Origin of the sequence: Streptomyces globisporus C-1027 (assembly GCF_000261345.2) — a bacterium.
Lineage (GTDB): Bacteria > Actinomycetota > Actinomycetes > Streptomycetales > Streptomycetaceae > Streptomyces > Streptomyces pakalii.
The window spans coordinates 6,691,280-6,711,705 of the sequence record NZ_CP013738.1 but is presented as its reverse complement, the minus strand read 5'-3'; the positions used below and the strand labels follow the sequence as shown (position 1 = coordinate 6,711,705).

Annotated in this window: 16 protein-coding genes; 11 read left to right on the top strand and 5 right to left on the bottom strand. The window is 72.5% G+C overall.

The genetic code is table 11. The annotated features are described in order from the left end of the window. Positions 1 to 119 precede the first annotated feature (119 nt). From WQO_RS29625 to WQO_RS29615, 3 genes are all read left to right on the top strand, one after another. Complete coding sequence (locus WQO_RS29625; RefSeq protein WP_029182078.1) at positions 120 to 1,388, top strand: pyroglutamyl-peptidase I; 1,269 nt, start codon at positions 120 to 122, stop codon at positions 1,386 to 1,388. Between the two features lie 243 nt (positions 1,389 to 1,631). After that, on the top strand, positions 1,632 to 3,107 hold the full coding sequence (locus WQO_RS29620; protein WP_010058342.1) for an alpha/beta hydrolase: 1,476 nt from the start codon (positions 1,632 to 1,634) through the stop codon (positions 3,105 to 3,107). 118 nt (positions 3,108 to 3,225) lie between these two features. After that, on the top strand, positions 3,226 to 4,911 hold the full coding sequence (locus WQO_RS29615; protein ID WP_058954143.1) for a purine-cytosine permease family protein: 1,686 nt from the start codon (positions 3,226 to 3,228) through the stop codon (positions 4,909 to 4,911). A 37-nt stretch (positions 4,912 to 4,948) separates the two neighbouring features. Here WQO_RS29615 and WQO_RS29610 read toward each other — a convergent pair whose 3' ends face one another. Further along, positions 4,949 to 5,953, bottom strand: coding sequence for an aldo/keto reductase (locus WQO_RS29610; RefSeq protein ID WP_010058346.1), 1,005 nt, complete (start codon positions 5,951 to 5,953; stop codon positions 4,949 to 4,951). Positions 5,954 to 6,070: 117 nt separating this feature from the next. Here WQO_RS29610 and WQO_RS29605 point away from each other — a divergent pair, with 117 nt between their 5' ends. After that, complete coding sequence (locus tag WQO_RS29605) at positions 6,071 to 6,991, top strand: LysR family transcriptional regulator (RefSeq protein WP_029182080.1); 921 nt, start codon at positions 6,071 to 6,073, stop codon at positions 6,989 to 6,991. Positions 6,992 to 7,038: 47 nt separating this feature from the next. On the opposite strand, the gene WQO_RS29600 is transcribed toward WQO_RS29605, so the two are convergent. The 3 genes from WQO_RS29600 to WQO_RS29590 form a co-directional block, all read right to left on the bottom strand. Continuing rightward, positions 7,039 to 9,486, bottom strand: a complete 2,448-nt coding sequence (locus WQO_RS29600) for an MFS transporter (protein ID WP_010058348.1) — start codon at positions 9,484 to 9,486, stop codon at positions 7,039 to 7,041. Positions 9,487 to 9,704: 218 nt separating this feature from the next. Further along, a complete protein-coding gene (locus WQO_RS29595; RefSeq protein ID WP_006128721.1) occupies positions 9,705 to 10,148 on the bottom strand; it encodes an SRPBCC family protein in 444 nt (147 codons plus the stop codon). Positions 10,149 to 10,235: 87 nt separating this feature from the next. Then, positions 10,236 to 10,628, bottom strand: coding sequence for a VOC family protein (locus tag WQO_RS29590; RefSeq protein ID WP_010058349.1), 393 nt, complete (start codon positions 10,626 to 10,628; stop codon positions 10,236 to 10,238). Between the two features lie 122 nt (positions 10,629 to 10,750). On the opposite strand from WQO_RS29590, the gene WQO_RS29585 reads away from it, so the two are divergent. The 3 genes from WQO_RS29585 to WQO_RS29575 all read left to right on the top strand — a co-directional run bounded on the left by WQO_RS29585 (position 10,751) and on the right by WQO_RS29575 (position 14,254). Continuing rightward, the gene (locus tag WQO_RS29585; protein WP_010058350.1) at positions 10,751 to 11,794 is read left to right on the top strand and encodes an Rv2578c family radical SAM protein; all 1,044 of its coding nucleotides are present in this window, start codon (positions 10,751 to 10,753) and stop codon (positions 11,792 to 11,794) included. A 173-nt stretch (positions 11,795 to 11,967) separates the two neighbouring features. Further along, positions 11,968 to 13,554 carry an alpha/beta hydrolase gene (locus WQO_RS29580; RefSeq protein ID WP_010058351.1) on the top strand — a complete coding sequence of 529 codons (1,587 nt, stop codon included), beginning with the start codon at positions 11,968 to 11,970 and terminating at the stop codon, positions 13,552 to 13,554. A 100-nt stretch (positions 13,555 to 13,654) separates the two neighbouring features. Continuing rightward, positions 13,655 to 14,254, top strand: coding sequence for a GNAT family N-acetyltransferase (locus WQO_RS29575; RefSeq protein WP_010058353.1), 600 nt, complete (start codon positions 13,655 to 13,657; stop codon positions 14,252 to 14,254). Here WQO_RS29575 and WQO_RS29570 read toward each other — a convergent pair. Continuing rightward, entirely contained in the window at positions 14,232 to 14,816 is a 585-nt protein-coding gene (locus WQO_RS29570; RefSeq protein ID WP_010058354.1) for an adenylosuccinate lyase, read from the bottom strand. The genes WQO_RS29575 and WQO_RS29570 overlap by 23 nt on opposite strands. A gap of 360 nt (positions 14,817 to 15,176) precedes the next feature. On the opposite strand from WQO_RS29570, the gene WQO_RS29565 reads away from it, so the two are divergent. The 4 genes from WQO_RS29565 (at position 15,177) to ccrA (ending at position 20,425) form a co-directional block, all read left to right on the top strand. Further along, positions 15,177 to 16,958: a 3-hydroxyacyl-CoA dehydrogenase family protein gene (locus WQO_RS29565; protein WP_010058355.1), complete on the top strand. Its 1,782-nt coding sequence runs from the start codon at positions 15,177 to 15,179 to the stop codon at positions 16,956 to 16,958. A gap of 91 nt (positions 16,959 to 17,049) precedes the next feature. After that, positions 17,050 to 17,865 (top strand): TetR family transcriptional regulator, encoded by an 816-nt coding sequence (locus tag WQO_RS29560; protein ID WP_010058356.1) that lies wholly within the window; start codon positions 17,050 to 17,052, stop codon positions 17,863 to 17,865. 76 nt (positions 17,866 to 17,941) lie between these two features. Further along, the gene (locus WQO_RS29555) at positions 17,942 to 18,733 is read left to right on the top strand and encodes a GNAT family N-acetyltransferase (protein WP_010058357.1); all 792 of its coding nucleotides are present in this window, start codon (positions 17,942 to 17,944) and stop codon (positions 18,731 to 18,733) included. Positions 18,734 to 19,087: 354 nt separating this feature from the next. After that, positions 19,088 to 20,425, top strand: coding sequence for a crotonyl-CoA carboxylase/reductase (gene ccrA / locus WQO_RS29550; RefSeq protein ID WP_010058358.1), 1,338 nt, complete (start codon positions 19,088 to 19,090; stop codon positions 20,423 to 20,425). Position 20,426: the final 1 nt, after the last annotated feature.

Genomic DNA, 20,426 nt, shown 5'->3' with positions numbered 1-20,426 from the left:
CGCGCCAGGGCCTGTCCGGTGACGCCTGACGAGCCCCTGCGCCGCAGTGCCCTATGGCATCGCCGCCGGTCGTGCCGCGATACTGCGGGGCCCCACCCGGTGAAACGAAAGGGACCCGTGTGACCCACCAACTCCCCGCAACGGCCCGGATCGGTCTGGGCGGTATGGCGCTCCTGCTCACCCTGGCGGGTTCGGCCCTGCCCGCCACCGCCTCCCCCGCGGACACCTCCCGCACCCCCGCGGAGGCGACCGTCGAGGAGCAGCGCCTCGACCGGGCCGCCCCGCAGGAGATCTTGCGGCGCAGCGGATTCGACACCTTCGCCCCGCGCTTCGAGCGAGCCCTGAAGCACGCGAAGAGTTATGCGCAGGCCGAGCGCACCGTGACCCGCCACGCCTCGGCGCTGTGGCAGCGCGCCGTGGACCGCGCCCAGGGGCGAGGACCCGCCACGGGCGACCTGAGCCGGGGCGACGACCGCCCGCTGTACTGGGCCCGGCTCGCGCTCAGCCGCGAACTGCGCGCCTGGACACCCCGGTTCGATCTCGACGACCGACGACGCGAAGCCCTGCACTCCGCCCTGGAGACCGCGTCACGCGGCCAGAGCGACATCCGCTACCCGGGCCACCGCACGAAGCGGGTCCTGGTCACCGGCTTCGACCCGTTCACGCTGGACCGGGACGTCCGGATCGGCAACCCCTCGGGCGCGAGCGCGCTCGCCCTGGACGGCACCCTGGTGCAGACGCCGGACGGGCCGGCCCGGATCGAGACCGTCGTCTTCCCGGTGCGCTGGGCGGACTTCGCCGACGGCGTCGTCGAGCGGGCCCTCGCCCGGCAGCTGCCGCACCTGGACCTGTTCACCACGGTCAGCCAGGGCCGCCAGGGCCGCTTCGACGTGGAACGCACCAACGGGGCCTGGCGCGGCGGCTTCGCCGACAACGAGAACGCCTCCAGCACCGGGCTCGTCCCTGTCACCGACCCGGCCACGCAGCCGCAGTGGACGTCCACGACCCTCCCGTACCGGCAGCTCACCGAGGCGGACACGGGCCGCTTCCCGGTGTACGACAACACCGAGGTCACCGAGATCCCGGCGGGCGGCACCCAGCCCGTGACCAGGCCCGACGGCCCCACCCCGGGCTCGGCGGCACGGGCCGGGGGCGGTGGCGACTACCTCTCCAACGAGATCGCCTACCGGGTCACCCTGCTGCGCGACCGGCTCCGCCTGCCGGACCTGCCGGGCGGCCATCTGCACACCCCGGTCCTCCAGTTCGGTGCGGCGAACACGAACCCGCAGACGGGCACGGTCACCGACCCGGACTTCGAGCGCAACCGCGCGGACATCGTGGGCCAGGTGATGGAGCTGGTGAGGACGGCGGTGACGGCCGCCGGCTGAGCAGCGCCGGCTGAGCGAGGCGGCGGCCTGGCGGCGCGCAACGCGGCGGGCCGCGGGCGTGTGCTGCGGCCCGCCGGGGCGAACACTATGAACGCAATGCGCGCGGGGCTTCTCCGCCGGGTGCGGCGCTTCCTAGCATCCCGGCATCCCGGCACACCCCGTGCCGGGGCAGCCGCACAGACCGTTCCGGTGGCAGCGCCCGCGGGCGCTGCCACCTGTGCAGAACCGCCAGGAGCCGCCCCCGTGAACTCCCCCCATGTCCCCGTCCGCGCCCTGCCGCTGTACCGCCGCCACCGGCTGCGCTCCGCCGCGCTGGCCGCCACGGTCGCGGCCCTGCTCCTCGGGTCGGCGGGCCGGGCCCCGGCGGCGCCCGCCCCGGCCGGAAGCCCGGCCCCCGCCCCGGCCGCGGCCGACTGCCCGGAGGCGCTGGCCGGAAAGGCGCGGTGTTACACCGGCCAGGACGGGAACGGGGCGCACTACGCGCTCGCCGTCCCGATCCGCTGGAACGGCTCCCTGGTGGTGCACGCCCACGGCGGGCCCGACCTGGGCGACGCGTCGGACCCGGCCCGTTCGACCGAGGACCTGGAGCGCTGGTCCGTCATGGTGGAGGAGGGGTACGCCTGGGCGGGCTCCTCGTACCGGCGCGGCGGCTACGGGACGCGGATGGCGGCGGCCGACACCGAGAGCGTGCGCCGGGTCTTCGTCGACCGGTTCGGGAAGCCGGGGCGGACCTATCTGCACGGCCAGTCCTGGGGCGGGAACGTCGCCGCCAAGGTCGCGGAGACGTACGGCAGGAAGCCCGGGGCCTACGACGGGGTGCTGCTGACCAACGGCGTCCTGGGCGGCGGTTCGCGCGGCTACGACTACCGGGTGGACCTGCGCGTGGTCTACCAGTACTACTGCGGCAACCACCCGCGCCCCACCGAGCCGCAGTACCCGCTGTGGCAGGGGCTGCGTCCGGGCTCCACGATGACGTCCGCCGGGCTGAGCGCCCGGCTGCGGGAGTGCACGGGGTTCGACGCCGACCCTGCCGCCCGGACCGCGCTCCAGCAGCGCAACCTGGACGACATCCTGGCCGTCACCGGGATCCCGGAGCGGTCCCTGGAGTCGCATCTGCGGTTCGCGACGTTCACCTTCCGCGACATCGTCTCGACCCGGCTGGAGGGACGTAACCCCTTCTCCAACCGGGGCGTGCGGTATACCGGCTCGCACGACGACCGGGCGCTGAACGCGGGCGTGGAGCGGTTCTCGGCGGATCCGGCCGCGCGCCGGGACCTCTCGTGGGACAGCGACCTGACCGGGCGGGTGTCCCTGCCCGTCCTGACCCTGCACGCGATCGACGACCCCACGGCGTTCGTGGAGCACGAGGCCGCCTACCGGGCCACGCTGCGGGGCGCGGGCCGGGAGCACCGGCTCGTGCAGTCCTTCACCCGGGAGAGCGAGCACAGCGGGCTGAGCAGCGCGGAGTACTCCAACTCCGTTGCCGCTCTTGACCGTTGGGTCCGCAGCGGCCGCAAGCCCACCGCGCGTTCGCTGGCCGCCTCGTGTGCCGCCTTCGACCGGACGTACGGCACCGGGTGCTTCTACGACCCGGGGTTCCGGCCCTCGTCGTACGCCTCCCGGGTGCTGCCCCGGCCGGGCGGGCTCGGCTGGCCCGCCATGACCGCCGGTCAGGAGCGGGCCTGGAGCCGGATCGACGGGGTGGGCATCGCTCCCTGAGGCGCGGGGAGGAAACCCCTGCCCTCCCGCACCCCCTGACGTCCCGTTGGTATACCGTAACGCCGCCTTCACACCGGCCGTACGCGCGGGAAACGGCGGCTGCCTAGCGTCCCCCGCCATGGATACCCGCACGCAACTCGCCGAACCGTCCCCGCCGGACCCCGCACCGCCCGCCGTCCCCGACGAACCCCAGGCGGTGCGGGAGACGCTGGAGGACTACACCCTCCGCTTCGCGCCGCGCAGTTACCGCCGCTGGACCCCGATGGTCGTCGCGACCACCGCGCTCGGCGGCATCGCCTACATGGCCGACTTCTCCATCGGCGCCGGGATCGCCATGGCCCACGGCACCGGCAACGCCCTGGTCGCGATCACCGTCGCGGCGGCCCTCATCTTCATCACCGGTTTCCCGCTCGCCTACTACGCGGCCCGCTACAACATCGACCTGGACCTGATCACCCGCGGCTCCGGCTTCGGCTACTACGGATCGGTCCTCACCGGTGTCATCTTCGCCAGCTTCACCGTCATCTTCTTCGCCCTCGAAGGCGCGATCATGGCCCAGGGCCTCAAGCTCGGCTTCGGGCTGCCGCTGTGGCTCGGCTACGCCGTCTCCACCCTGATGGTCATCCCCCTCGTCATCTACGGGATGAAGGCGCTCAGCAAGCTCCAGGTGTGGACCACCCCCATATGGCTGCTGCTGATGGTCGGCCCGCTGGTCTATCTGGTCGCCACCGACCCCGGCACGGTCGACAGCTTCCTCGCCTACGCGGGCACCGACGGCGAGGGCAGCCTGAACACGGCCTCCGTGCTGCTCGGCGCGGGCGTCTGCCTCTCGCTCATCGCACAGATCGGTGAGCAGATCGACTATCTGCGCTTCATGCCGCCGAAGACCGAGGCGAACCGGCGCAGTTGGTGGACGGCGATGGTCATGGCCGGGCCCGGCTGGGTGGTGCTCGGGGCGATCAAGCAGGCCATCGGGGTCTTCCTCGCCGTCTACATCCTCTCCGAGGTGGGACCGGCCGCGGCGACCGAGCCGATCCAGCAGTTCCGCGGGGCGTTCGAGGCGATGATGCCGTCCTGGCTGGTGGTGCCGCTGGCCGTGGTGCTGGTCGTGATCAGCCAGATCAAGATCAACGTGACCAACGCCTACTCCGGCTCGCTGGCGTGGACGAACTCCTTCACCCGGGTCACCAAGCACTACCCCGGCCGCATGATCTTCGTCCTGGTCAACCTGGCCTTCGCGCTGATCCTGATGGAGGCCGACATGTTCAGCTTCCTCAACAGCATCCTGGGCTTCTACTCCAACTGCGCCATCGCCTGGGTGGTCACCGTCGCCACCGACATCGGGGTCAACAAGTACCTGCTGAAGCTCTCCCCGCACGCGCCGGAGTTCCGCCGGGGCATGCTCCACGCGGTCAACCCGGTCGGCGTGACCGCGTTCACCGCCGCCTCCGGGCTGTCCATCGCGATGTACTTCCACGCCTTCGGCGACACGGTCCAGCCCTACTCCCCCGTGGCCGCCGTGGTGATCGCCTTCGTCCTCACCCCGGTCATGGCGGTCGTCACCCGGGGCCGGTACTACCTGCGGCGCGGCGACGACGGCATCCCGGTGCCGCTGCTGGACGACGAGGGCAACCCGAGCCCGGTCACGTACGACTGCCATGTGTGCCGGCAGACCTTCGAGCGCCCGGATCTGGCCGCCTGCCCGGCCCATGACGCCATGGTCTGCTCGCTGTGCCTGAGCACGGACAAGGCGGGCGACCATGTGCTGCCGGCCGCACCGCCCGTCCCGCTCTCCGGCGCCTGACCTGCTGTCCGTACCCGCTGTCCGTACGCGACCGGAGTCAGCCCGTCTTCGCGTCCCGCAGCAGCTCCTCGATCCGGGACAGCTCGTCCTCGGTGAAGTCCAGGTTCCGGGCGGCCTCGACGCTGTTCTCCAGTTGCGCGACGCTGCTCGCGCCGACGACGGCGGAGGTGAGCCGGCCGCCGCGCAGCACCCACGCCAGGGCCAGCTGCGCGAGCGACTGGCCACGCTCCTTCGCCAGCGCGTCCAGCGCGCGCAGCCGCTCCACCAGCTGCGGGGTGACGGCGTCGGCGGACAGGAAGGGGCTGTCCCCTGCCGCCCGGGACCCGGCCGGAATGCCGTTCAGATAGCGGTCGGTGAGGATGCCCTGCTCCAGCGGGGAGTAGGCGATGGACCCGGCGCCCAGCTCGTCCAGGACGTCCGGCAGCCCGTCGTCCTCGATGCGGCGGTCGAGCATCGAGTAGCGGGGCTGGTGGATGAGGAGCGGGGTGCCGAGGTCCTTCAGGATCGCCGCGGCCTCACGGGTCTGCGCGGCGGAGTAGTTGGAGAGGCCGACGTAGAGGGTCTTGCCCTGCCGGACGGCGGAGTCGAGCGCGCCCATGGTCTCTTCGAGCGGGGTGTCCGGGTCGGGGCGGTGGGAGTAGAAGATGTCGACGTACTCGACACCGAGGCGCTTGAGGCTCTGGTCGAGCGAGGAGCGCAGGTACTTCCGCGAGCCCCACTCCCCGTACGGCCCCTCCCACATGTGGTAGCCGGCCTTGGTGGAGATGACGAGTTCGTCGCGCAGCCGGGCGAAGTCGGTCGCCAGGGCGCGGCCCAGGGTCTCTTCGGCGGAGCCGGGCGGCGGGCCGTAGTTGTTGGCCAGGTCGAAGTGGGTGATCCCGAGGTCGAAGGCGCGGCGCAGGATGGCGCCCTGCGTCTCGGGCGTCCTGTCTCCCCCGAAGTTGTGCCAGAGGCCGAGGGAGAGCGCGGGCAGCAGCAGACCGCTGCGGCCGGTGCGCCGGTAGGGCATGGCGGTGTAGCGGTCGGGGGACGGCAGGTACATGGGCAGGCTCCGCTGGAGAGATCCGGGGACTGAGGGGAACGGCTCCAGGCTTCCGCAGATCGATCCAGCAGTCCAACAGGAGATTCCGCTCAGATTCATCGCCTACATTGCTCAATCATGGAATTGCGTCAGCTGGAGCACTTCGTCGCCGTGGCGGAGGAGCAGCACTTCACCCGCGCCGCCGAGCGCCTCGCCGTCTCGCAGTCCGGGCTCTCCGCCTCCGTACGGGCCCTGGAGCAGGAGCTGCGGACCCCGTTGTTCAGCCGCACCACGCGCACGGTCCGGCTCACCGAGGCAGGGCGGGCGCTGCTGGTGGAGGCGGAGCGCACGCTGGCCGGGGCGCGGGCGGCGCGGGACGCGGTCGACGCCGTACGGGGGCTGCTGCGCGGGACGCTGACGGTGGGGGTCGAGCAGTGCGTGGCGGGGGTGAGTCCGGCGCGGCTGCTGGCGGCGTTCCACCGGGAGCATCCGCAGATGGAGCTGAGGCTGCGGCAGGAGGGCACCAGCAGCCTGCTGGACGGGGTGGCGGGCGGGCGGCTCGACCTGGCGTTCGCGGCGACGGTCAGCCCGGCGGAGTGGCGCGGGGAGCTGGTGCCGCTGGCCCGGGAGCCGATGGTGCTGCTGTGTGCGGGGGGGCACCCGTTCGCCGGGCGGGCCGAGGTGGCGTGGGAGGAGCTGCCCGGGGCGTCGTTCATCGACTTCCACCCGGACTGGGGGCCGCGCCGGGCCGCCGACGAGGCGTTCGCGGCGGCGGGGGTGCGGCGGACGGTGGGCCTGGAGGTCAACGATGTGCACAGCCTGCTGGAGCTGGTGCAGGAGGGGCTGGGGATCGCGGTGGTCCCGCACCACTTCTCGCGTAAGCCGGAGGCGGCGCTACTGGTCGCGGTGGAGCTGGCGGGCCCGCACCGGCCGGTGTACGAGAGCGTGGTGGTGCTGCCGGGGGCGCGGAGCCTGAGCCCGGGGGCGCGGTCGCTGATGCGGCTGGTGCGTGAGGACCCGGTACGGGAGCGGGACGGGGCCGAAGCGGGGCGGGCGTAACTCCGGGGCTGAGCCCTGAAGCCCCGCCGGCCCCCGCCCCGTACGCCTCAGTCCTCGTGGCCCAGCTGGAGGTCGCGCTCGGTGCGGCCGCCGCCCGCGACCTGGAGGACGGTGGCGACCGGCGGGTACCCGGCGGCGATCACGGTGTACTCGCCGGACGACAGGTCGACGAACCGGAACGACCCGTCGGACCCGGTGGTGAGGGTGTCCACCACATTGCCCGCCGCGTCGAGCAGGGTGACCCGGGCGTCCTCGACGGGCCGTCCGCCGGTGGCCCGGACCACGCCGCGCAGCACGGCCCCGCCCGCCAGCTCGATGTCCTGCCGGGTCTCGCGGGCGGCCTGCACGCTGACCGGGAGGGCGGCGGGGCGGAAGGCGGGGGCGCTGGCGGCGAGGGTGTACTCGCCCGCGATCAGCTCGCCGATGACATAGCCGCCCTCGCGGCCGGTACGGGTCGAGGCGACGACCTCGCCCCGTACGTCGGTGAGGGTGACGGCCGCGTCGCGTACGGGGGCGCCGTCGGGGGTGAGGACGGATCCGGCGAGGCGTCCGGCGCCGCCGAGCACCACGTCCAGCTCGACGGGGCGTTCGCCCACGGTGACGCTGACGGCCTGGGGCTGGTGGCCGCCCGCCGCGGCGATCAGGACGTAGGAGCCGGCGCCCGGGACGCTGAGCGCGTACCGCCCGTCCTCGCCGCTGGCCCCGCGCCCGATCTGCTGCCCCTGGACGTCGATGAGGGTGAGGGCGGCCCGGGGGACGGTCGTGCCGTCGGGGTGCTGGACACTGCCGTGCACCGGGACCCCGGCGAGGTGGCCGGAGTCGGCGCGGGCGGCGGGGATCTGCGTGGTGGTCTCGGCGGCTTCGGGGCTGTGGTGGGACACCAGCGGTTTCTCCTTGAGGAAGAAGGCGAGGATCAGGCCGAGCACGAGGACCGGCACGAGGTAGAGGAAGATGCGCGGCATCGCGTCGACGTACGCCTGGATGTAGGCGTCGCGCAGCGCGGGTTCCATCGTGTGGACGATCTGCGGGGTGATCGACTCGGGGTCGGGCAGCTCCGCGCCGGTGGGCAGCCGGACGCCGAGCGCGTCGGAGAGCCGCCCGGCGAGCAGCGTGCCGAAGATCGCCGCGCCGACGCTGCCGCCGATCTGCCGGAAGTAGTTGTTGGCGCTGGTGGCGGTGCCGAGGTCCGAGGGGCGTACGGAGTTCTGCACGGCGAGCACGAGGACGGACATGACCAGTCCGATGCCGAGGCCGAGGACGGCCTGGTAGAGGCTGTACACCAGCGGGGAGGTGTCCGCCTCCAGCAGGGACAGCAGACCCATGCCGACCACCGAGACGGCGCTGCCGACGATCGGGTAGATCCGGTAGCGGCCGGTGCGGGTGACGAGCTGGCCCGAGACGATGGAGCCGCCGACGATGCCCATCATCATCGGGAGCATCAGCAGCCCGGATTCGGTGGCGCTGACCCCGTCGACCATCTGGAGATAGGTCGGGAGGTAGCTGGCGGCCCCGAAGAGCGCGATGCCGACGACCGCGCCGACCAGGCCGGTGACGTTGAAGACGGAGTCACGGAACAGCCGTAGCGGAATGATCGGTTCTGCGGCCCGGTGTTCCACGGCGACGAAGAGCACCGTCGTGACGACCGCGCCCGCCGTCAGGCCCAGGATGGTGCGCGAGCCCCAGGCGTACTCGGTGCCGCCCCAACTGGTCACCAGCACCAGGCAGGTGGAGGCGGCGGCGAGGAGCGCCGCTCCCAGGACGTCGAGCCGGGGGCGTACGGCGGGCCGGGGCAGCTTGAGGACGACCGCGATGACGGCCAGGGTGACCAGGCCGAAGGGGACGTTGATGTAGAAGCACCAGCGCCAGGAGGCGTGGTCGGTGAAGAAGCCGCCGAGCAGGGGTCCGGCGACCGAGGCGAGGCCGAAGACCGCGCCGATGAGGCCCATGTAGCGGCCGCGCTCCCGGGCGGGGACGATGTCCGCGATGATCGCCTGGACGCCGATCATGAGACCGCCGCCGCCGATGCCCTGGAGGGCGCGGAAGGCGATCAGTTCGTCCATGGTGCGCGACCAGCCCGCGAGGGCGGAGCCGATGATGAAGACGACGATGGCGAACTGGAAGACGCCCTTGCGGCCGAAGAGGTCGCCGAGCTTGCCGTAGAGCGGCAGGACGATGGTGGAGGCGAGGAGATAGGCGGTGACCGCCCAGGACATCTTCTCCAGGCCGTGCAGCTCACCGACGATCCTGGGCAGCGCGGTGGCGACGATCATCTGGTCGAGCGCCGCGAGCAGCAGGGTGAGCATCAGCCCGAGGAAGACCATGCGGACCTTGCGGGGGCTGATCTCCACGGCCGCCTGCCCGGGTCCGGGTCCGGCCGGAGGGGGTGGCAGGGGCGGTGCGGCGGTTTCGACGGCCGCCGTCGTGCCGTCCGGATCCGGGCCGTCGGGTCCGGTGCCGTCCGGCTCGTCCTTCACCAGCGTGATTCCGCCCACCACGTAACGCTCCCCTCGTCGCACCTGCGCCGCCCATTTGTCGCATCGCGCGGCAAGGCGGGGCAAACGTGACGAGGGGCGTACGCGGCGCGCACGGAGGGCTTATGCGCCGGTGGGAGCCACTACGGCGCACAACCGGTCGTTCCGGAAAACCACTCGTTCCGGTGAGGCCGGTCGTCGTGCGGGGGCCGGACGGGCCGGCCCCCGATCGCCGGTCGGCCCTACTTCTCGACCTCGGTGGCGAGGTTCTGGAGCAGCTCGTCGTAGATACGGGCGAGGCCCTTGGGGGCGAAGGTCCGCTCGAAGAACCCGCCGATGCCGCCCGCGCCGTCCCAGACCGTGACCACGACGGCCTTGGACTTCCCCTCACCGGCCGGGGTGACGGTCCAGGTGGTGACCATGGAGGAGTTGCGGTCCTTCTCGACGAGCTGCCCGTCGGTCGGCTCGCTGACCTCCAGCAGGCAGTCGCGGACGCGCTTGCTGGTCGCCTGGAGCTTCCAGTGCACGAGGGTGCCCTCGCCGTCGCCGCCCTCCCGGACCTCGTACTCGCTGAAGTGCCCGGTCAGCACCTTGCCGCGGACGTCCTTGTAGTCGGCCAGCGCGTCGAACACCGCCTCTGCGTCCGCCGCGATGATCCGCTCCGTCGTCGCCTCGACCTGCGCCATGGCTGTTCCTCCAGCAATCCGTGGTTCGGGGGGTGTGCTGAGCCAACCACCTCGGGTACGGCCGCTCAAAATCGGGGCCGGACGGGGTCAGGGACAGCGGGTCGCGAGGACGCAGAACTCGTTGCCCTCCGGGTCGGTGAGGACGACCCAGCTCGCCCCGCCCTGTCCGACGTCGGCGCGCCGGGCGCCGAGCGCGAGCAGCCGTTCGACCTCCTCGTGCTGCTCCCGGTCGGTGGGGTTGACGTCGATGTGGAGCCGGTTCTTGACGGTCTTGCCCTCGGGGACGCGCGCGAAGGTCAGCGCCGGCGGCACCGGGCCGGGCCGGTTCTTCCCCTCGGGCACCGAGGGCGGGCCGATGGTGACGACCTCCTCCCCCTCCTCCACTCCCTGCACCTCGTAGTCGAGGACCGAGCACCAGAAGCGGGCCAGGGCCACGGGGTCGGCGCAGTCGATCGCGAGCTCGGTGAACTTGCCGGCCATGGTCGGGACCTCCCGGTCCGGTAGGGGCTTCTCGGTGCGCCACAGGCTAGCCCTGGGGCCGCCTCGCACGATCAAGGGAACAAGTGTTCTATTCTGCGAGGAGTGCTACCGAGGAGGCGTCCATGCGCTGGGACAATTTGGTCGAGAACGACTCGACGACCAGGGACAGCGCGCTCTTCGCCGCGGACGCGGTGACCACGCGCACGTTCGACACCCCGGAGTTCCGGGGCATCACGTTCCACGAGATCCGGGCCCGTTCGATCCTGAACCGGGTGCCCGGGGCCTCGCGGATGCCGTTCGAATGGACGGTGAACCCGTACCGGGGCTGCTCGCACGCCTGTGTGTACTGCTTCGCCCGCAAGACCCACGGCTATCTGGACCTGGACACCGGCATCGGCTTCGACTCGCAGATCGTCGTCAAGATCAACGCCGCAGAGCTGCTCCAGCGGGAGCTGGCCTCCCGGCACTGGCGGGGCGAGCACATCGCCATGGGCACGAACGTGGACTGCTACCAGCGGGCCGAGGGCCGGTACCGGCTCATGCCCGGCATCATCACCGCCCTGCGGGACCGGGCCAACCCGTTCTCCATCCTGACCAAGGGCACGCTCATCCTGCGGGACCTGGAGCTGCTGCGGCAGGCCGCCGAGGTCACCGAGATCGGCGTCTCGGTCTCCGTGGGCTTCACCGACCGGGAGCTGTGGCGGACGGTCGAGCCGGGCACCCCCTCCCCCGGCCGCCGCCTCGACGCCGTCCACACGCTGACGCAGGCCGGGATCGGCTGCTCGGTCCTGATGGCGCCCGTCATCCCCTTCCTCGGCGACAGCCCGGAGCAGCTGCGCGCCACGGTCTCCGCGATCGCGGCGGCCGGGGCCGTCTCGGTGACCCCGCTCGTCCTGCATCTGCGCCCCGGCGCCCGCGAGTGGTATCTGCGCTGGCTGGGCCTGCACCACCCGCACCTGGTGGAGCGGTACGAGCGGATGTACGGGGGCGGGGCGTACGCCCCCACCTGGTACCAGCGCCGGATCACCCGTCAGGTGCACGAGCTGGCGGACGAGTTCGGGATCGGCCCGGCGCACCGGGGCGAGGCCCGCCGGATCGCCCCGGCGGCCCCGCCCGCCCCGGCAGCCATCACGGAGCCCGGACCGACCCAGCTGACCCTGCTCTGAAGGCCGCCGGTGGGGCCGGCGGGGCCTGAAGGTCACCGGTGGGACTCGTGGGGCCGATGGCGTGACCGTACAGGTCGACTCCGCGCGGAACGGGCCCTTCCGCGAGGGAATTCGGGGAGCATGCGGCGGGGACCGGTGATCCGGCGCCGCGTCCCGCCACTCCGGGAGGCCCCATGACGAAACGTGCAGGAATTCTGGTCGCCGTCGGCGCGACCGTCGCCGGTCTGCTGACCGCCGCGCCCGGTCCGGCCGCCGCCACCTCGGCGAGCACGCCGCCCGCCCCGAAGCTGAAGTGGACCGACTGTCCGACCGAGAGCTACCCGACGCTCCAGTGCGCGAAGGTCCGCGCCCCGCTGGACCACCGCCGCCCGTCGGGCCGTCAGGTCACGCTCGCCCTGTCCCGCGTCCCCCACACCGCGAAGACCTTCCAGGGCCCTCTGCTGGTCAACCCGGGCGGTCCGGGCGGCAGCGGTCTGTCGATGGCCGGGTTCGTGGCGTCCTCGCTGCCGAAGAAGGTGGCCGCGCAGTACGACGTGATCGGCTTCGACCCACGCGGCGTCGGCAAGAGCACGCCCGCCCTGAACTGCCTGCCCGGACACTTCGATCCGGTGCGCCCGGACTCGGTGCCCACGTCCTACCGGGCCGAGCGGGTCAACCGCGACCGGGCCGAGTCCTTCGCCCGGGCCTGCGGCGAGAAGCACGGCGACGTGCTGCCGTACATGGACACGGTCAGCGCGGCCGAGGACCTCGACGTGATCCGCCGGGCGCTGGGCTCGCGGCAGCTCAACTACTTCGGCTACTCCTACGGCACCTACCTGGGCGCGGTCTACGCCAAGCTGTACCCGGAGCGCGTGCGCCGGCTGGTGCTGGACTCGGTCGTCGACCCGGACGACGTCTGGTACGAGGGCAACCTCGGCCAGGACCACGCGTTCGACGACCGGCACAAGGCCTTCGCCGCCTGGGTCGCGAAGAACGACGCCACCTACGGCCTGGGCACCGACCCCGCACGGGTCGAGGCCGCCTGGTACCGGATGCGGGCGGACGTGGCACGCAAGCCCGCGGGCGGCACGGTCGGCGCGAGCGAGCTGGAGGACACCTTCCTGCCCGGCGGGTACTACAACGGCTACTGGCCCTACCTCGCCGAGGCGTTCGCCGCGTACGTGAAGAACCGGGACGCCGAGGCGCTGGTCGAGGTGTACGAGAACTTCGGCGCGGTCGACGCGAGCGGCGACAACGGCTACTCGGTCTACACGGCCGTCCAGTGCCGTGACGCCGGCTGGCCCGAGCACTGGAGCACCTGGCGCAACGACAGCCGCCGGATCCACAAGAAGGCGCCGTTCATGACCTGGAACAACACCTGGTACAACGCGCCGTGCGCGAACTGGCCGGTGCCTCCGCTGCGGCCCCTCCCGGTGAACAACCGGCAGCTGCCCCCGGCGCTCATCCTCCAGGCCACCGACGACGCGGCGACCCCGTACGGCGGCGCGGTCAGCATGCACCGCAAGCTCAAGGGCTCCAGCCTCGTCGTGGAGGAGGGCGGCGGCAACCACGGCATCACGCTGAGCGGCAACGACTGCCTGGACAAGCATCTGACGGCCTATCTGACCGACGGCACGGTCCCGCGCGGCCGGGGCGAGGCGGACGCGGTCTGCGCCGCTCTGCCGGAGCCGAAGCCGCTGCCCGCCGAGAAGGCGGCGGCCCAGTCGGTGGACAACAGCAAGGGCAGCCGTCTGCACGGGCTGCTGGGCTTCCGCCGCTGAGCCGGACGGGCCGCCCGCGCACTCCGCGACAAGGGGTGCGCGGGCGGCCCGGCGAAAACAAGGGCGCGCGGTGCGAGGGAGCACGCGAGGATGGATGCGCATGAGGCACTCCACGACTCCCCCGGACCCGTCCCCGTCCTCGCCCGGCACCTTGATCCGCGACATGCGGATCGACGACTGCGAGGCGGTCGCCACGATCCGGGTGCGCGGCTGGCAGCACGCCTACCGGGGCCTGCTGCCGCAGCCGTATCTGGACCGGATGGACATCGCCGAGGAGACCGGGCAGCGGCGCCGGTACTTCGAGGAGCGCGGCGAGACCGTGAACGTGGTCGCCGAACGGCCCGACGGGACCGTCACCGGCTGGGCCTGCGTCGGCCCGCACCGCGCCGAGGACCACGGGCTCCCCGGCTGCGAGCTCTACGCGATCTACGTCCTGCCCGAGCAGATCGGGACCGGGACCGGGCGCGCTCTGCTGGCCGAGCTGACGGACCGGGCCACCGACGCGGGTCACGCGGACATGGCGCTGTGGGTGCTCCGGGGCAACGGCCCGGCGCGCCGGTTCTACGAGCGGGCCGGGTTCCGGCCGGACGGGGGCGAGGACACGTTCCTGGCGGGCGGGACCCTGGTGACCGAGGTGCGCTACGTTCGCCCGCTCACTCCCCCGGCCGTCCGCCCGCTCACTCCTCCGGCAGCCGACTGAGCGCCGCCGCGGCGGCCGCGGCCAGTCGCGGGTGCGGGAGGGCCGCCGTGAGGACCGGGCGGGCCTGTTCGTCGGCGAGCCGGCCGAGGCCCTCGACGCAGGCCAGGGCGACGCGCCAGTGGGGTTCGCCCGGGGCCAGCAGGCGTTGCAGGGTGGCGACCAGGGCGGGCACCGACTCGGGGGCCCGCAGGTCGGTCAGCAGGCGCACCGGGTGCAGGGCGTAGGCGGTGCGCAGGGCGTTGGTGGCGAGCGCGGCGGCGGCCCGGGGCGTTCGGGGGTCGTTCAGACGGGCCAGGGCATGCGCGGCGGAGACGCAGCGTTCGGGGTCGCGGTGGTTGAGCAGGAGCACCAGCGCCTCGAAGGCCCGCCGGTCGCCCGCGCAGCCGAGCCGGAAGGCGGCCATCTCCCGGGCCCACAGCGGCTGGTGCGGCTCCACCAGGACCCGGGCCAGCTCCTCGGGGTCCTCGGCGGCGACGAGCCGGGCGTACCGCGGCGATCCGGCCGCCTCTGGCTCCAGCCGGTCCATGAGCGAACGGAACTCCTCGTCCATGACGTCATCCATGACGCTCAGCGTATCGACGGACACACTCCGTACGGCGCGGGACGGCCGAGCCCGTGTGGCCCAGGGCACACGGATGCAGGGGTGGCGCGCTCGTTACCCGCCGGTTAATCTCATCTGAGCGGGGCACACTCCCCGCAGGCTCCGGTGGCCTGGTGACGCAGCCACCCGGAGTGCTTGTCGGTTCGGCTCTACGTGCGACGCGACTCCGGGACAGAGTCCGTCACCCCTCACGGCCGGGCGCGCGCTCCTCGCGCCTCGGCCCCGTGCTCCACGACACGCAGCTTCCGTACGCCGCGCGCCGCTCCCTCATCGCCGCGCGCGCTGTGCTCCCACAGTCGTCACTCACCCTGGAGTCCCGTGATGGACACCCCTCTCTCCACCATCGCCGTCGTCGGCCTCGGCACCATGGGCACCGGCATCGCCGAGGTCCTGGCCCTGGCGGGCCGTGAGGTCATCGGCATCGACATCAGCGAGGCGGCCGCCCTCGGGGCCGTCGCCTCCCTCGAAGCGTCCACCGCACGGGCCGTGGGCCGCGGGCGGATCACCGAGGAGGAGCGGGCCGCCGCGCTCGCCCGGTTCCGTACCGCGGACGCGCTCCAGGCCGCCGCCGATGCCGAGCTGGTCATCGAGGTGGTGCCGGAGTCGTACGAGATCAAGCAGCAGGTGTTCCGGGAGCTGGACGCGGTCGTCTCGCCCACCGCGATCCTGGCGACCGGCACCAACGCCCTGTCGGTGACCCGGCTGGCCGCCGAGTCGCAGCGCCCCGAGCGCGTGCTCGGCCTGCACTTCTTCAACCCGGCGCCCGCGATGAAGCTGGTCGAGGTGGTCTCCTCGGTGCTGACCGCGCCGCCCGCCGTCGAGGCCGTCACCGCGCTGGCCCGGGAACTGGGCAAGGAGCCCGTCGCGGTCGGCGACCGGCCGGGGTTCGTCGCGGACGGGCTGCTCTTCGGCTACCTCAACCAGGCCGCCGCGATGTACGAGGCGAACTACGCGTCCCGCGAGGACATCGACGCGGCGATGAAGCTGGGCTGCGGGCTGCCGATGGGCCCGCTCGCCCTGCTGGACCTGATCGGCATCGACACCGCGCGTACGGTCCTGGAGGCCATGTACGCCGAGTCCCACGACCGGCTGCACGCCCCGGCCCCGATCCTCGGGCAGCTCAGCAGCGCGGGCCTGACCGGCCGGAAGGCCGGGCGCGGCTTCTACACGTACGACGCCCCGGGCGGCCAGGACGTGGTGCCCGACGCGCTGACCCCGGCGGCCGGCGCCGAGGCGGGCGCGGGGCGCGCGGTGGCGTCGGTGGGCGTCGCGGGCTCCGGCACCATGGCGTCCGGGATCGCCGAGGTCTTCGCGAAGGCCGGTTACGGCGTCGTGCTGGCGGCCAGGACCCAGGAGAAGGCGGACCTCGCCAAGGGGCGGATCGCGAAGTCCCTGGAGCGCTCGGTGTCCAAGGGGCGGCTGAGCGCCGAGGCCCGGGACGAGACGCTGGCGCGGATCACGGCGGCGGGTTCGCTGGACGCGTTCGCCGAGGTCGACCTCACGGTCGAGGCGGTCGCCGAGGACCTGGAGGTCAAGCAGCAGCTGTTCGCCGCCCTGGACAAGGTCTGCCGTCCCGGCGCGGTGCTCGCCACCACCACCTCCTCGCTGCCGGTCGTCGCGGTCGCCCGGGCGACCGCGCGCCCCGAGGACGTCATCGGGATGCACTTCTTCAACCCGGCGCCCGCGATGAAGCTGGTCGAGGTGGTCCGTACGGTCCTGACCGCCGACGAGGTGCACGCCACGGTCCGCGCGGTCTGCGGGAAGATCCGCAAGCACCCGGTGGACTGCGGGGACCGGGCCGGGTTCATCGTGAACGCGCTGCTGTTCCCGTACCTCAACAACGCGATCAAGATGGTCGAGCAGCACTACGCCTCGCTGGACGACATCGACGCGGCGATGAAGCTGGGCGGCGGCTATCCGATGGGCCCGTTCGAACTGCTCGACGTGGTCGGCCTGGACGTCTCGCTGGCCATCGAGAAGGTGCTGCACAAGGAGTTCCGCGACCCGGGCCTGGCGCCCGCGCCGCTGCTGGAGCACCTGGTCGCCGCGGGCTGCCTCGGCCGCAAGACGGGGCGCGGCTTCCGCGAATATGCCCGTCGCTGACCCGGGAGCCGGGTGGGGCGGGCTGCTGGGACCCTCCGGCGGCCCGCCCCCGCAGGCGCGCTCTCCTGCACCGATGCGTTACGTTCATGCCATGTCCCAGCCCGCCAAGTCACCCCGTGCCACCGCCGCGACCGACGCCCCGGAGACCACCGCGGGATCGCGCGCGGCCGCCCAACGGCTCAAGATGCGCCGCGAACTGGCCGCCGCCGCGATGGAACTCTTCGCCACGAAGGGCTACGAGGCGACGACCGTCGACGAGATCGCGGGCGCCGCGGGCGTGGCCCGCCGGACCTTCTTCCGCCACTTCCGCTCCAAGGAAGAGGCCATCTTCCCGGACCACGACGACACCCTCGTCAGGGCCGAGGCCGTCCTGAACGCCGCCCCCGCGCACGAGCACCCGCTCGACACCGTCTGCCGCGGCATCAAGGAAGTCATGAAGATGTACGCGGCCAAGCCCGCCGTCTCCGTGGCCCGTTACAAACTGACCCGCGAGGTGCCCACCCTGAGGGAGGCCGAGATCGCGTCGGTGGCCCGCTACGAGCGGCTGTTCACCCGCTATCTCCTGGGCCACTTCGACGAGCGCGACCACCATGTGGGCAACGACGACCCGCTGCTCGCGGAGGTCGCCGCGTCCGCCGTCGTCACCGCGCACAACCATGTTCTGCGCCGCTGGCTGCGGGCGGGCGGACAGGGCGATGTGGAGGCCCAGCTCGACCGGGCCTTCGCCATCGTGCGCGACACCTTCGGCACGGGCATCGGGGCCGGGCGGACCGCCCAGGCCGAGCCCGAGCGCGCCCCGGCCGCCTCGGTGACCACGGACGGCGAGGTGCTCGTCGCGGTGGCGCGTACGGACGCCCCGCTGGACGAGGTCATGCGGACGATCCAGCAGGCACTGAAGGACCGCTGAGACCGGGCGGGGGACCCGCGGCGCACGGGGCCGTAAACCGTTCGCGGCCATCACGGTCCCGTGGTGGGGTTCCGCCATGCGAACCGACGACGTACGCGCCCTGTACGACCGCACGATGCGCGAGCAGGCCCGTCCCGACGGCCCCGGTGTCCGGGTCGAGCGGGACGGGCCCCTCGTGCGCCAGGTGGGCGGCCCCGACGACTGGAACGGGGTCGTCTGGTCGTCCCCGGACCTGGACGCGGAGGGGGCCGACGCGGCGATCGCGGCCCAGATCGCGCACTGCGCGGCGCTCGGCCTCCCGGAGTTCGAGTGGAAGCTCTACGGGCACGACCGGCCGGCCGACCTGGGCGACCGGCTGCGGGCGGCCGGGTTCGTCCCGGAGCCGCCGGAAACCCTGCTGGTGGCCCCGGCGGAGCTGTTCACCGGGCCTTTCGCCCTGCCCGAGGGCGTCACGCTGCGCCCGGTGACGGACGCGGCGGGGGCGGAGCTGATGGCGCTGGCCCATGAGCGGGCGTTCGGCACGGACGGGACCCGGCTGCTGCACCAGGTCGTGAAGCGGCTGGCGGAGGCCCCCGAGGACGTCGTGGCGCTCGTCGTCCTGGCGGACGGGGAGCCGGTCAGCTCGGCCCGTATGGAGCTGTACCCGGGGACGGACTTCGCAGGGCTCTGGGGCGGCGGGACGGTCGCCGAGTGGCGCGGCAGGGGCATCTACCGGGCCCTGGTGGCGTACCGGGCACGGATCGCGGCCGACCGCGGCTACCGCTACCTCCAGGCCGACGCGAGCGCCATGTCCGCCCCGATCCTGGCCCGGCTCGGCTTCACGGCGCTCGGGACGACGACGCCGTATGTGTATCGGGCGGGGCGGTAACCGCCTGCCAGCAGGACAGAACGTCTCGTAACGCCCATCGTGTTGCTCATGCGTGCCCACGAGATGACAAGTGAGAGAAATTGTTGGCACTGGGTGCCTTGTCAGGTGTCACGGAGTGCCATACGTTGAAGGTGTCCGGGCGGCCGGCGTGCTGCGAACTCACACGTACGCCGGCTGTCCCCGCAACCACCGTGCTGCGCGCCCGGACGCCTGCGTCACAGGCACCTTCTGCTCCACCGAGCAAAGCCAGCTCCACCTGCCGAACCGACGGCAACACCTCCACACCGCACCGCTCCCCCTGCCAGCAGGGCCCCTCAAGCGTTCCCTCGACGCCGCATCACCGGAGGCAACACCGTGAAGGAAATCCTGGACGCCATTCAGTCGCAGGACAGCACGGCCGCGGACTTCGCGGCCCTGTCCCTCCCCGAGTCCTACCGCGCGATCACCGTGCACAAGGACGAGGCGGAGATGTTCGCCGGTCTCGAGACCCGCGACAAGGACCCCCGCAAGTCGATCCACCTCGACGACGTCCCGGTCCCCGAACTCGGCCCCGGCGAGGCCCTCGTCGCCGTGATGGCCAGTTCGGTGAACTACAACTCCGTGTGGACGTCGATCTTCGAGCCGGTCTCGACGTTCAGCTTCCTGGAGCGCTACGGGAAGTTGAGCGAGCTCACCAAGCGTCATGACCTGCCGTACCACGTCATCGGCTCCGACCTGGCGGGCGTCGTCCTGCGCACCGGCCCCGGCGTGAACGCCTGGAACCCGGGCGACGAGGTCGTCGCGCACTGCCTGTCGGTCGAGCTGGAGTCCTCCGACGGCCACAACGACACGATGCTCGACCCCGAGCAGCGGATCTGGGGCTTCGAGACGAACTTCGGCGGCCTGGCGGAGATCGCCCTGGTGAAGTCCAACCAGCTGATGCCGAAGCCGAAGCACCTCAGCTGGGAGGAGGCCGCCGCCCCGGGCCTGGTCAACTCCACCGCCTACCGCCAGCTCGTCTCGCGCAACGGCGCGGGCATGAAGCAGGGCGACAACGTCCTGATCTGGGGCGCCAGCGGCGGCCTCGGCTCCTACGCCACCCAGTTCGCGCTGGCCGGCGGCGCCAACCCGATCTGTGTCGTCTCCTCCCCCGAGAAGGCCGAGATCTGCCGGGCCATGGGTGCCGAGGCGGTCATCGACCGCAGCGCCGAGGGCTACCGGTTCTGGAAGGACGAGCGCACCCAGGACCCGAAGGAGTGGAAGCGCTTCGGCAAGCGCATCCGCGAGTTCACCGGTGGCGAGGACATCGACATCGTCTTCGAGCACCCCGGCCGCGAGACCTTCGGCGCCTCCGTCTACGTCACCCGCAAGGGCGGCACGATCACCACCTGCGCCTCCACCTCGGGCTACATGCACGAGTACGACAACCGCTACCTGTGGATGTCGCTGAAGCGCATCATCGGCTCCCACTTCGCCAACTACCGCGAGGCCTGGGAAGCCAACCGCCTCATCGCCAAGGGGAAGATCCACCCGACGCTCTCCAAGACGTACTCCCTGGAGGACACCGGCCAGGCGGCGTACGACGTCCACCGCAACCTCCACCAGGGCAAGGTCGGCGTCCTCGCCCTCGCCCCCCGCGAGGGTCTGGGCGTCCGCGACCAGGAAATGCGCGAGCAGCACATCGACGCCATCAACCGCTTCCGCAACGTCTGAG